This is a genomic window from Flavobacterium sp. UBA4854, from assembly GCF_002399805.1.
Lineage (GTDB): Bacteria > Bacteroidota > Bacteroidia > Flavobacteriales > Flavobacteriaceae > Flavobacterium > Flavobacterium ginsengisoli.
Genome location: NZ_DHEI01000092.1, coordinates 9676 through 22312, shown reverse-complemented (window position 1 = coordinate 22312; position 12637 = coordinate 9676). Strand labels below are relative to the sequence as shown.

12 protein-coding genes and 1 pseudogene are annotated in these 12637 nt (G+C 33.3%); 12 read left to right on the top strand and 1 reads right to left on the bottom strand.

Annotated elements, in window-relative coordinates; translation table 11 throughout:
• The 10 genes and pseudogenes from B3J44_RS13730 to B3J44_RS13685 all read left to right on the top strand — a co-directional run.
• Nucleotides 1-192: pseudogene (locus tag B3J44_RS13730) on the top strand (phosphoribosylanthranilate isomerase); the annotation flags it as partial.
• 12 nt (nt 193-204) lie between these two features.
• Complete coding sequence (gene trpB, locus B3J44_RS13725) at nt 205-1386, top strand: tryptophan synthase subunit beta (RefSeq protein ID WP_132989783.1); 1182 nt, start codon at nt 205-207, stop codon at nt 1384-1386.
• 80 nt (nt 1387-1466) lie between these two features.
• Complete coding sequence (locus B3J44_RS13720) at nt 1467-1787, top strand: gamma-glutamylcyclotransferase family protein (RefSeq protein WP_198856641.1); 321 nt, start codon at nt 1467-1469, stop codon at nt 1785-1787.
• A 6-nt stretch (nt 1788-1793) separates the two neighbouring features.
• Entirely contained in the window at nt 1794-2531 is a 738-nt protein-coding gene (locus B3J44_RS13715) for a carbon-nitrogen hydrolase family protein (RefSeq protein WP_286968937.1), read from the top strand.
• A gap of 156 nt (nt 2532-2687) precedes the next feature.
• On the top strand, nt 2688-3449 hold the full coding sequence (trpA, locus tag B3J44_RS13710) for a tryptophan synthase subunit alpha (RefSeq protein ID WP_286968936.1): 762 nt from the start codon (nt 2688-2690) through the stop codon (nt 3447-3449).
• Between the two features lie 11 nt (nt 3450-3460).
• On the top strand, nt 3461-3943 hold the full coding sequence (locus tag B3J44_RS13705; RefSeq protein WP_286968935.1) for a hypothetical protein: 483 nt from the start codon (nt 3461-3463) through the stop codon (nt 3941-3943).
• A 189-nt stretch (nt 3944-4132) separates the two neighbouring features.
• The gene (locus B3J44_RS13700) at nt 4133-4762 is read left to right on the top strand and encodes a TetR/AcrR family transcriptional regulator (RefSeq protein ID WP_198856645.1); all 630 of its coding nucleotides are present in this window, start codon (nt 4133-4135) and stop codon (nt 4760-4762) included.
• Nucleotides 4752-6071: a TolC family protein gene (locus B3J44_RS13695; RefSeq protein WP_198856646.1), complete on the top strand. Its 1320-nt coding sequence runs from the start codon at nt 4752-4754 to the stop codon at nt 6069-6071. Before B3J44_RS13700 ends, B3J44_RS13695 begins: the two co-directional genes overlap by 11 nt.
• 12 nt (nt 6072-6083) lie before the next feature.
• Nucleotides 6084-7163 carry an HlyD family secretion protein gene (locus tag B3J44_RS13690; protein ID WP_198856647.1) on the top strand — a complete coding sequence of 360 codons (1080 nt, stop codon included), beginning with the start codon at nt 6084-6086 and terminating at the stop codon, nt 7161-7163.
• A gap of 5 nt (nt 7164-7168) precedes the next feature.
• The gene (locus tag B3J44_RS13685) at nt 7169-8755 is read left to right on the top strand and encodes an MDR family MFS transporter (RefSeq protein ID WP_286968934.1); all 1587 of its coding nucleotides are present in this window, start codon (nt 7169-7171) and stop codon (nt 8753-8755) included.
• Nucleotides 8756-8903: 148 nt separating this feature from the next.
• On the opposite strand, the gene yaaA is transcribed toward B3J44_RS13685, so the two are convergent.
• Complete coding sequence (yaaA, locus tag B3J44_RS13680; protein ID WP_286968933.1) at nt 8904-9662, bottom strand: peroxide stress protein YaaA; 759 nt, start codon at nt 9660-9662, stop codon at nt 8904-8906.
• A 466-nt stretch (nt 9663-10128) separates the two neighbouring features.
• Between yaaA and B3J44_RS13675 the strand changes: the two genes are divergently transcribed.
• Together B3J44_RS13675 and B3J44_RS13670 are read left to right on the top strand one after the other, a co-directional pair.
• Entirely contained in the window at nt 10129-11562 is a 1434-nt protein-coding gene (locus B3J44_RS13675; protein WP_286968932.1) for a CCA tRNA nucleotidyltransferase, read from the top strand.
• A 15-nt stretch (nt 11563-11577) separates the two neighbouring features.
• Entirely contained in the window at nt 11578-12603 is a 1026-nt protein-coding gene (locus B3J44_RS13670; protein WP_286968931.1) for a COX15/CtaA family protein, read from the top strand.
• Nucleotides 12604-12637 lie beyond the last annotated feature (34 nt).

Sequence of the window (12637 nt, the reverse complement as noted above, 5' to 3'; positions counted from 1 at the left end):
AATTCGAAAAAGCCTTTCTTTTTAAGCGGAGGAATCGGAATGAATGAATTAAAAGCCATTGAAGAAATTTCAAAAACAAAACTGCCTATTTATGCAGTCGATGTAAACAGTAAATTTGAAATCGAACCAGGGCTGAAAAATAAAAATCTATTAAGCAATTTCAAGCGAAAATTTGATGTTGCCAACTTTTAAAATTTAAATAAAATGAGTTTTAACGTTAACGAAAAAGGATATTACGGAGAATTTGGAGGAGCTTACATCCCTGAAATGTTATATCCAAATGTAGAAGAACTACGCCAGAAGTATTTAAGCATAATGGACGAACCTGATTTTAAAGCAGAGTTCAATCAATTGCTTAAAGATTACGTTGGACGCCCAAGTCCGTTGTATTTTGCAAAACGTTTATCTGAAAAATACAATACCAAAGTTTATCTAAAAAGAGAAGACTTAAACCATACTGGAGCGCATAAAGTAAACAACACAATTGGGCAAATTTTACTTGCAAAACGTTTAGGAAAAAAAAGAATTATTGCCGAAACTGGAGCAGGTCAGCATGGTGTGGCAACAGCAACAGTTTGTGCTTTAATGGGAATTGAATGCATCGTTTACATGGGTGAAATTGACATCGCGCGTCAAGCACCAAACGTGGCTCGTATGAAAATGTTAGGCGCAGAAGTTCGTCCGGCGCTTTCAGGTTCTAGAACTTTAAAAGATGCTACAAACGAAGCGATTCGTGATTGGATCAATAATCCTGTTGACACACATTATATTATTGGATCTGCTATCGGACCGCATCCTTACCCAGATATGGTAACTCGTTTTCAGAGTATCATTTCGGAAGAAATTAAATGGCAATTAAAAGAAAAAGAAGGTCGTGAAAACCCTGATTATGTAGTAGCTTGTATTGGTGGAGGAAGTAATGCTGCAGGAACTTATTATCACTTTTTGCATGAGCCAGAAGTTGGAATCATTGCAGTTGAAGCAGCTGGGAAGGGAGTTGATAGCGGTCATAGCGCAGCAACAAGCAAATTAGGAAAAGTGGGGGTTATTCACGGCTGTAAAACGCTTTTAATGCAAACTCCAGACGGACAAATTACTGAACCATATTCGATTTCTGCAGGATTAGATTATCCAGGAGTTGGACCTTTACATGCACATTTGGCGCAAACAGGAAGAGGTGAGTTTTTCTCTGTTACTGATGATGATGCCATGAATGCTGGGCTTCAATTGACAAAATTAGAAGGGATTATTCCTGCGATCGAAAGTGCGCACGCTTTTGCAGTCTTAGATCAAAAGAAATTTAAACCTACAGATGTTGTTGTTATCAGTCTTTCTGGGCGTGGAGACAAAGATTTAGATAATTATATAGATTACTTTAAATTGTAATAAAAATTGTAATTTGGGCGTTCAAATCCCGATACTTATCAGGAGACTGTACGCTAACAAATAAAGAGAAAATCATAATTATGGAACTATTATTCTCATACGGAACATTAAGATCGAAACAAACTCAGATGCAGATTTTTAATAAAGTTTTAAGTGGAAGTCCAGATCAGATACTGGGTTTCAAACTTAAAAGTTTACAAATTGAAGAAGAATTTGGAATGGCAGATTATGTTGTGGCTGTACCAAGTGAAAATTTGGAGGACATTATACATGGTGTTGCTTTTGAAGTTTCTAATCCAGAATTGTTAAAAGTTGATCAATTCGAGTCTAATTCATACAAAAGAGTGCAAGTCAAACTTCAATCAGGAAGAACGGCTTGGGTATATACTGAAAATAAATAATTAAAAATGATTTTAGCGGCAGCGCAAACAAAACCAAAACGAGGAGATATATCTGCTAATTTACTGAATCATTATCAGCTTATTGAATTGGCTGCCGAAAACGGAGCTAATTTAATTGCGTTTCCAGAATTATCAATTACAGGCTACGAAAGAGAAAATGCAGAAGCATTGATCTTTACAGAAGACGATTACAGAATTGATCATTTAAAAGAATTATCGGTTAGAAATAACATTGTTATTATAGCTGGAGCTCCAATTAAGATAGATTCGAAATTATATATTGGCGAATTTATTATAGCTCCAGACGATTCGGTTTCAATTTACACCAAACAGTTTTTGCATGAAGGCGAAGATGAATTCTTCAATTCGACATTTAATTTTAATCCGATGTTAACTATTGAAGATCAAAACATTTCTTTTGCAATTTGCGCTGATATTGACAATCATTTGCATCCAGAAAATGCGGCCAAAAATGATACCGATATTTATGTAGCAAGCATTTTCTTTTCGCCAAACGGAATTCCAAATGCTTATAGAGATTTACAAAATTATGCTGAAAAACATAAAATGAATGTTTTAATGTCGAATTTCAGTGGAGAATCTTGGGGATCGCCTTCTGCTGGGCAAAGCGCTTTTTGGAATAATAAAGGCGAATTAATTGCGCAAATGAATGATTCTGACTCTGGATTATTATTGGTTGAAAAAAAAGGTGATGATTGGGAAAGCCAAATCATAAAATTTTAAATAAAGTATGCCACAGATTAAAGGATTTTCACAGATTAATTATTAAAAAGAAACAGCCTTTAATTTAGAAATCATTTAAAATCCTTTAATCTGTGGCAATACAAATAACATACCTACAAGGTTTTAAAAACCTTGCAGTAGAAAAACATACTAAAAATGAACAGAATAACTCAAAAATTACAAGAAGATAAAAAGATACTTTCAATCTATTTTTCTGCCGGATATCCGAACTTAAATGATACCGTGCAGATTATTCAGGATTTAGAAAAAAACGGAGTTGATTTAATCGAAATTGGACTTCCTTTCAGTGATCCTTTGGCAGATGGACCAACGATTCAGGCAAGTTCTACACAGGCGCTTCATAACGGAATGACGACTCAAATCCTTTTTGACCAACTAAAAAACATCCGCGAAAGCGTAAAAATTCCGTTGATTATTATGGGATATTTCAATCCGATGTTACAATATGGCGTTGAAGCTTTTTGTAAAAAATGTGCTGAAATCGGAATTGACGGTTTAATTATCCCTGATCTTCCCGTTGATGTTTATGCAGATGAATACAAAGCGATTTTTGAAAAATATGGTTTAATAAACGTATTTTTGATTACGCCTCAAACTTCAGACGAACGCATTCGTTTTATTGACAGCGTTTCAAACGGATTTATTTATATGGTAAGTTCTGCAAGTGTTACAGGATCTCAATCTGGTTTTGGAAATACTCAGGAAACTTATTTCGAAAGAATTGCGGACATGAATTTGAAAAATCCTCAAATTGTTGGTTTCGGAATTTCGAATAAAGAAACTTTTAATCAGGCAACTAAATATGCTAAAGGTGCAATTATTGGAAGTGCTTTTATTAAACACTTAGCAGAAAACGGAAGTGGGAAAATTGCTGAATTTGTTGGAGAGATTCGATAAATACATCTTTCATGACTAAGAAATCTAAACGGCTGATAAACTCAATTACTGCAGGATTATTTTCCATATTATTTTTCTTTCTAGCTTATATAGGTTACGAAAAAAGAAACATTGATTTATCAAAACAAGATCAATTAGAAGATATAATAATCGATAAAGGAATTGATACTCATTATGGAAGTAAAGGTCAAAAATCAGATGTATTTTTTATATCTCTAAAAAATCTAGATGAAGATTTAGGAGTTTATAGAATGTCTAAAGACTATAATGATTTACTGCAAAAAATAAATATTGGAGACAAGGTTAAGGTCTATTATCAAGCAAATTCTAATGAAGATGAAAATATAAATATTGATCTAATTCAACTTGAGAAAGATGGAAAGATTATAATTAATAAAAGTGAATACGAACAAAAAGAGGGCAGTCTTTTATATATTGGATTGATTGCTGGTTTTTTTATTCTTTATCTCTCGTATCGAAATTACAAAAGCTAATCTGAGAGCTTCAAAATTTGATAAAAGCTGAAATACTAAGGTATTTCAGCTTTTTTATTTTAACTAATTAAAGCACGATTTAACATAAATTATCGAAAACGCTTTATGTTAATATTATGTTAAAACAAAATTAAACAAGCGTTTAAATTAAACAACTGTTTAATTTTGCATCCGATTAGAAACACTATCATGTCAAACATCGAATTAAACGATAAAAAAATTCAGATTCTAAACGTCGCTGAAAAGCTTTTTTCTGAGAAAGGATTTGAGGGTACATCGATACGGGATATCTCCAAAGAGGCAAAAATTAATATTGCCATGGTCTCGTATTACTTTGGTTCAAAAGAAAGACTTCTGGAAGCTCTAATTTTCTACAAAACGGTTGATTTAAAATTACAACTTGAAAATTTATTGCAGGAAAATCTACAACCGCTTGAAAAAGTCAATAAATTAATCGAAATTTACATTAATAGAATTTGTCTTAACAAGGGGATTTACAGAGTTTTACATTTTGAACTTTACAATAAAAAAAGAGAAAAAAGCCTTCAAGCTTTTACAGAATTAAAAAAAGGAAACTTAAAATCTGTCGAAAGTATTATCAACCAAGGTCAAGCTCAAGGCGTTTTTAGAAAAGATATTAATATCCAACTTATAACACCGACGATTATTGGAACCTTTTTTCATTTCCACATGAATCGCTCTTTCTTCGAAGAATTATTGGATTTAAAAACAGATGAAATGTTTAACAATTACATTAAAAACGATCTTACAAAGCACATTCAACAAACTATAAAAGCGCTACTTGTTTATGAAAATTAGTCAATTAATGCTCTTTGGAGTTTTCTTCATCGGAATATCTTCAGCAGAAGCACAAGAAAAAACAAGTTTAACCTTGGGCGAGGCCGTACAAATGGCTTGGGAAAAGAGTAACGAAGTTACGCTTGCCAATACTAAGGTAAACACAAAACTATACGAGTTAAAAACCGTAAAAAACAATCAATACCCAGATCTTAAAATTTCTGGCCAATATCAGCGTCTTACCAAAGCGTCGATTGATATGCCAAATCAAGGCGAAAGTGCTTCTCTAGCTTCTCCTGACAGAGCTATGTTAGGAATGGCAAATTTAAGTTTACCGATTTTTGCTGGATTTAAAATTCAAAGCAGCATCGATGCATACGACAATTTGTATGAAGCTGAAAGTGCAAATGCTGCTAAAACAAAAGAAGATGTTGCTTTAAAAACAATCACTTATTATACGGCATTATACAAAGCGCAAAAAACTTTAGATGTTTTAAATGAAAACCAAAAAAGCGCAAAACAACGTGTTACTGATTTTACAGAGTTGGAGAAAAACGGAATCATTCCGAGAAATGATTTATTAAAAGCACAGTTGTTGGTTTCTAAAACACAATTATCTATTGATGAAGCCAATAATAACATTAATAATATCAATTACTACCTAACTACGCTGCTTAAATTAGATCCTAGCGTAAAAATTCAGGTAAACGAAGAAGATTTCTTTAATTTAAAAACAAGCAATGCTCCAACATCTGATGCTATAGCATTAGAAAACAGAAAAGATTTGGAAGCAGTTAGATTACAAGGAAAAGCTTCTGAAGCAAATATTAAAATAGCAAAAGCAGGATATTACCCAGCGATTTCATTGCTTGGTGGTTACACGGCATTAGATCTAAAAGATATTATTACTGTAAAATATGCTATGAATTTCGGAATCGGATTATCTTATGATTTATCGGGAATTCTAAAAAACAATGTGCATGTTAAAGAAGCAGAAAGTAGAGCTCTTGAAGTAAAAAACACTGAAGCTATTATGACTGACAAGATTAAGGTTGAAGTTCAGAAATCTATTGAAGATTATGACTTAGCAATCAACCAAAGTGTTGTTTATGATGAAGCACTTCAGCAAGCTGCAGAAAATTACAGATTAGTTAAAGATAAATTTGACAACGGTTTATCTGACACTAATGATTTGGTAGAAGCGGATGTAGAACATTTAAATGCCAAAATTCAAACTGCTTTATCTAAAGCAACAATTATTCAAAAATATTACGAATTACTTTCAGTATCAGGACAATTATCACAATCATTCAATCTTTCTAAAATATAATCGATAGCTCTCATGGAAAAGAAAAAGACAAATAAAAAATTCATCATCATACTAACCGTAATGGTTTTATTGGGAGGAACTTACGGAATATCAAAATATTTACACGGTCAAGCTCACGAAGAAACAGACGATGCTCAGATCGAGAAAAAAATGAATCCAATTATCCCAAGAGTTTCAGGATATATTAGCAAAGTTTATGTGAAAGATAATGATTATGTAAAAAAAGGAGATACTTTATTTACTATCGATAAGAGAGATTATCAATTAAAGATTGATGAAGCTAATGCTGCATTATTAGGAGCTGAAGGTCAATACGAAGCTGCAAAAGCTGATATTGGAAGTGCTTATGCAAGTATTTCTGTTTCAGACGCTCAAATGAGATCTGCGAGCGGTTCTATCGAAAGTGCAAAAATTAGATTGAGACAGCTTACAAACGATTATAACCGTTACAATAACCTGTACAAAACTCATACTATTACAAAACAACAATATGAGCAGGCGTTAACAGCAAAAGAAGAGGCAGAAAACCAAGTACGAGTTTTAGAACAACAACAAAAAGCTACTTCTTACCAAAAATCTGTTATTCAGTCAAAATCTAAAGTTTCAGACAAACAAACAGAAGTTGCAGCGGCAAATATCAAAAAAGCAAAAACGATGCTTGATGTTGCTCACTTAAACCTTTCTTATACTGTAGTTACAGCTGCTATTGACGGTCAGGTTTCTAAAGTTGATATTCAGCCAGGACAATTGGTACAGCCAGGACAATCATTGTTCTACATTATTAACAATAACGAAGCTTGGGTTGTGGCGAACTTCAAAGAAACACAATTAAACAAAATGGTTGTGGGACAAAAAGTAAGCTTAAAAGTTGATGCTTATCCAAACTATGAATTCAAAGGAACTGTAACATCATTTTCTCCTGCTACAGGATCTCGTTTTTCATTATTACCTCCTGATAACGCGACAGGAAACTTCGTAAAAACAATTCAAAGATTACCAGTAAAAATTAGTATAGACGAATCAAACGATCCTGAAAAAGTAAAACTTTTAAGACCAGGTATGAACGTTGACGTTGATGTACATTTGAAATAAGATAAATGGCAACAGCAGTACAAGACGACGATTTAGTAGAATACGGTTTCAGACGTGTTATCATTACGATTACAGCAGTGCTTTGTGCACTGTTGGAAATTGTAGATACAACGATTGTAAACGTAGCGCTGACAGACATGCGCGGAAGTCTTGGAGCTACCTTGACCGATGTGGCATGGGTAATTACAGCATACGCAATTGCGAATGTTATTGTAATTCCGATGACGAGCTGGCTATCACAGCAATTTGGAAGACGTAATTATTTTGTGGCTTCCATTATAATATTTACAGTCTGTTCTTTTTTGTGTGGTAACGCCACAAATATTTGGGAACTTGTAGCCTTCCGATTCGTACAAGGTATGGGCGGTGGAGCGCTTCTAGTAACAGCCCAAACGATCATTACAGAAAGTTATCCTGTAGCAAAACGTGGAATGGCGCAAGCGATTTACGGAATGGGTGTAATTGTTGGTCCAACTTTAGGTCCGCCTTTGGGAGGATATTTAGTAGACAATTACTCTTGGCCTTATATTTTCTACATTAATATTCCGTTAGGAATTATCGCTACAATTTTGGCTTTAACATTCGTTAGAAGTCCTAAATATGGAGAAAAATTAAAAGCCAATCAGGTTGACTGGTGGGGAATAATCTTGTTGAGTGCCTTTATTGGTTCTTTACAATTCGTACTAGAACACGGACAGCAAGACGACTGGTTTAACGATTCTTTAATTGTAACCTTAAGTGTTGTAACCGTTCTTGGATTGGTTTTATTTATATGGAGAGAGCTTACTTATAAATATCCAATCGTGAACTTAAGTGTTTTAAAAGACGGAAACTTAAGAATTGGAACCATAATGTGTTTTATTCTTGGTTTTGGTTTATATGGTTCAACATTGATTATCCCGATTTATACGCAATCTATTTTAGGATGGACTGCAACTGATGCAGGTTTATTATTAATTCCAGGATCTATTACAACAGCATTCATGATGCCATTTGTTGGAAATATGATTCAGAAAGGTGTACCACAAGGTTATATGGTTGGAATAGGATTTTTAGTTTTCTTCTTCTTCACCTTTATGATGTATAGCCGAATGACGCCAGATACTGGTGTAGAACATATGTATTGGCCTTTAATTTTAAGAGGAATTGGTTTAGGATTACTTTTCGTGCCTATTACAACACTTTCTCTTTCTACTTTAAAAGGAAAACAAATTGGAGAAGGAGCTGCATTTACAGGAATGATGCGTCAATTAGGCGGATCTTTTGGTATCGCAATTATTACTACTTTTATCACTCGTTTTAGCCAGTCTCATAGAGTAGATTTAATTAATAACCTAGATCCTGCTAAGTTTGACGTGCAGCAGCGCATTGCAGGAATGCAGCACGCATTTATGGCAAAAGGATATAGTGCAGATGTTGCCTTGAAAAAAGCATATCAAGCTATCGAAATGTCCGTAATGAAACAAAGCACTGTAATGGCTTATATGGATATTTTCCTTTACCTAGGAATTATGTTTTTATGTTGCATACCGATTATTCTCTTTATCAAAAAAGGGAAGAACAAAATTAGTGCAGCCGACGCAATGCATTAATGATAATAGATTTATAATACGCATAAACGCCGAATTCTTAGTTGAATTCGGCGTTGTTTTTTATTTTTATTTACCAAAGATTTTTTTCAAAAGAGGTATTAAAAACTCAGAATCTTAGCAACTTAGAACCTTAGAATCTTTAAAAAAATTATCTTGTAAAAACTAAATGATTTCCCTTAGAAAGATTTGCGTCAAACTGATACCCTTCGTAATTAAAACCTTTTAAATCATCAATAGTTTCTGCATTGGTATCGATAATATAACGAACCATCATACCTCTCGCCTTTTTCGCGAAGAAACTAATCATTTTTAGTTTTCCATCTTTATAATCTTTAAAATCTGGAGTAATTACAGGAACTTTCAGAGCTTTTACATCAACAGCCGAGAAATATTCATTACTCGCTAAATTCACGAATAATTCACCTTTTTTCAATTCTTTGTTTAAAGCTTTTGTAACCGTTGGTTTCCAGAAATCATGTAAATTTTTAGATTCGCCAACCGGCATTTTAGTTCCCATTTCTAGACGGTAAGCCTGCATTAAATCTAAAGGTTTTAAAAGCCCGTAAAGCCCCGATAAAATTCTTAATTTATCTTGCAGAATATCTAATTTTTCTAAAGGAATGGTATAAGCATCTAAACCCGTATAAACATCGCCATCGAAAGTATAAACTGCAGGACGTGCATTTTCTGGAGTGAAAGGTGTTTTCCAATCCTGATTACGTTTCCAATTTAAATCGGCTAATTTGTCTGAGATTGACATTAGTTCTGATAATTCAGAAGGCTTTTTTGTTTTTACTACTTTATGAACCACTCTTGCTTCTTTTAAGAATGAAGGTTCTGTATATTGAGATGTTGGTAATTCTTTTTCGAAATTCAGTGATTTCGCTGGAGATATAACAATTTTCATGTGTGCTTTTTTCTATGATTCAAAAATACAAATTGAATTTCTAAAAACAGATTATCGCAATTGATTTGTTTTATTGGGGTATAGATTTTTTTCTGCCACTAATTGCACAAATTTCCACGAATTATTCTTTTGCGCAAATTGTTATATTTTTTTTGCCACAGATCAAAATGATTTACACAGATTTTCTTAATCTATTACTATTTTTTCTGCCACGAATTGCACAAATTTTCACTTATTAAAAATCTTTTTTAATCCTTTTAATCTGTGGCAGAAAAATAAATTCGTGGAAATTCGTGCAATTCGTGGCAACCATTCTCATTTTAATAAAATTCTGCACGACAAAATGTGAAATTGTTCAAAAAAGTAAGCTCTAGATTATAATAGGCATTTTCTATGTTGTAAATTTGCATGCATTTCATTTCTTAGAAATTTGAAATTGCATTTTTACTCAATAATTAGTGAATTCGTGGCGATACAAACAAATTATAAAACTGCTTTACAAAACAAAATCTTCGATGTTATTTCGAAAGCTTCTCAGGAATTAAAAGTTGACTCTTATGTGATCGGCGGATTTGTTCGTGATTTGCTTTTAAACCGAGGTTCTAAAAAAGACATTGATGTTGTTGCAGTTGGAAGCGGCATTGAATTGGCGCTTAAAGTTTCAGAGTTACTTCCGAATAAACCAAAAGTTCAGGTTTTTAAAACTTACGGAACTGCAATGCTTCGTTTTGAAGATACCGATATTGAATTTGTTGGTGCCCGAAAAGAATCTTATACCCGCGACAGCCGAAATCCGATTGTAGAAAATGGAACTTTACAAGACGACCAAAATCGTCGTGATTTTACCATCAATGCATTGGCTTTATCATTAAATTCAACTAATTTCGGAGATCTTCTAGATCCGTTTGACGGATTAACCGATTTAGAAAACAAAACAATCAAAACACCTTTGGATCCAGATATTACGTATTCTGATGATCCTTTGCGAATGTTGCGTGCCATTCGTTTTGCTAATCAATTGAATTTTGAAATTGAAGAAAACTCACTAAATGCCATCACCAAAAATGCTGATCGCATCAAAATAATTTCTGGAGAAAGAATCGTTGATGAGTTAAACAAAATTCTCATGACCGATAAACCTTCTACAGGATTTTTGCTGTTATACAAAACAGGACTTTTAGATCTAATCTTACCAGAATTAACAGCGTTGAATCAGGTAGAAGAAATTGAAGGCCATACACATAAAAATAATTTTTACCATACGTTGGAAGTTGTCGATAATATTTGCCCAAACACAGATGATGTTTGGCTTCGCTGGTCGGCACTACTTCATGATATTGGAAAAGCACCAACAAAACGTTTCACTAAAAAACAAGGATGGACTTTTCACGGTCATGAATTCTTAGGCGGAAAAATGGCTAAGAAAATCTTCGAACGTTTGCATATGCCATTGAACCACAAAATGAAATTTGTGCAGAAAATGGTTATTATGAGTTCACGTCCGATTGTTTTGGCACAAGATATTGTGACTGATAGTGCAGTTCGCCGTTTGGTTTTTGACGCTGGTGAAGATGTAGAAAACTTAATGACTTTGTGCGAAGCAGATATAACAACCAAAAATCCTTCAAAATTCAAGAAATATCATAAAAATTTTGAACTCGTACGTAAGAAGATTGTTGAAGTAGAGGAGCGAGATCATGTACGTAATTTTCAACCACCAATTACGGGAGAAGAAATTATGGAAATGTTCGACTTAAAACCTTCTCGCGAAATCGGAATTTTAAAAGAAGCGGTAAAAGAAGCTATTTTGGAAGGCGTTATACCGAATGAATATCAGGCTGCTTATGATTTTGTAATTAAGAGAGCTGAAAAATTAGGCTTAAAAAAAGTTGAGAAATAAGTATTATTTAATAAAATGAAAAAAGAGAATAAATCAGTAATCATTTGGTTACTATCAGGCTGTGTTTTATTGTTTTTAATGGTTGTCGTGGGAGGAATTACACGTTTGACCAATTCAGGTTTATCTATGACCGATTGGCATTTGGTAACCGATACCTTTCCACCTTTAACAGAAGCAAAATGGCAGGCTGCTTTTGACGAATATAAAAAGTTTCCTGAGTATCAGAAAATCAATATTCACAATGATTTTCAGTTAGCCGATTATAAATTCATCTATTTCTGGGAATGGTTTCACCGTTTCATTGGCCGTATTATTGGTTTGGTTTTCTTTGTGCCGTTTGTTTACTTTTTAGCAAAAAAGAAATTAGATACCGACACCATCAAAAAATGCGTAGTGCTTTTAGGAATGGGAGCTTTCCAAGGTTTTTTAGGTTGGTTTATGGTAAGAAGCGGATTAATTGACAATCCAGATGTAAGCCACTTTAGACTTTCATTACACTTAACTTTTGCATTCATCACTTTTGCGTATACACTTTGGGTTGCGCTAGATTTGATTTATCCAGAAAGAAATATCAATAAGATTTTACCGCTTAGAAATATCGCTCGTTTTGCTTTAGCTGCTTTATTAATCCAGATTATTTATGGCGGATTTGTAGCAGGTTTAAATGCAGGTTTAATTCACAATCACTGGCCTTTAATGAGCGATGGAGAATTTATTCACGAATCGGTTTTTATTGAACAATCTTCTTTAATAAAAAATTTAATTGAAGGAAAAAGCGGTGTTCAATTTGTACACAGAACTTTTGCTTATGTAGTTGTAGCGATTATTCTTTTTCTTTTCTTCAAAAGCAAAAAATATACACTTACACATACTCAATCAAACGGAATCAAAACTTTAGTTGTTTTTGTTTTCATTCAGTTTTTATTAGGAGTTTTCACTTTATTATACAGCGTGCCTTTGGCTTTAGGATTAATTCACCAAATTATGGCGTTTTTTCTTTTAAGTGCTATGACGTATACATTGCATAGATTAAGCAAATAATATTTAAAAACTTTACAATACAAAAAGAGCTGAA

What these genes read in the sequence shown, in the direction of transcription:
- B3J44_RS13695 (WP_198856646.1), top strand. Translation starts at nt 4,752, where the DNA reads ATGAAAATTAGTCAATTAATGCTCTTTGGAGTTTTCTTCATCGGAATA.
- trpA (WP_286968936.1), top strand. Translation starts at nt 2,688, where the DNA reads ATGAACAGAATAACTCAAAAATTACAAGAAGATAAAAAGATACTTTCA.
- trpB (WP_132989783.1), top strand. Translation starts at nt 205, where the DNA reads ATGAGTTTTAACGTTAACGAAAAAGGATATTACGGAGAATTTGGAGGA.
- B3J44_RS13685 (WP_286968934.1), top strand. Translation starts at nt 7,169, where the DNA reads ATGGCAACAGCAGTACAAGACGACGATTTAGTAGAATACGGTTTCAGA.
- B3J44_RS13715 (WP_286968937.1), top strand. Translation starts at nt 1,794, where the DNA reads ATGATTTTAGCGGCAGCGCAAACAAAACCAAAACGAGGAGATATATCT.
- B3J44_RS13690 (WP_198856647.1), top strand. Translation starts at nt 6,084, where the DNA reads ATGGAAAAGAAAAAGACAAATAAAAAATTCATCATCATACTAACCGTA.
- B3J44_RS13720 (WP_198856641.1), top strand. Translation starts at nt 1,467, where the DNA reads ATGGAACTATTATTCTCATACGGAACATTAAGATCGAAACAAACTCAG.
- B3J44_RS13700 (WP_198856645.1), top strand. Translation starts at nt 4,133, where the DNA reads ATGTCAAACATCGAATTAAACGATAAAAAAATTCAGATTCTAAACGTC.
- yaaA (WP_286968933.1), bottom strand. Translation starts at nt 9,662, where the DNA reads ATGAAAATTGTTATATCTCCAGCGAAATCACTGAATTTCGAAAAAGAA.
- B3J44_RS13705 (WP_286968935.1), top strand. Translation starts at nt 3,461, where the DNA reads ATGACTAAGAAATCTAAACGGCTGATAAACTCAATTACTGCAGGATTA.
- B3J44_RS13670 (WP_286968931.1), top strand. Translation starts at nt 11,578, where the DNA reads ATGAAAAAAGAGAATAAATCAGTAATCATTTGGTTACTATCAGGCTGT.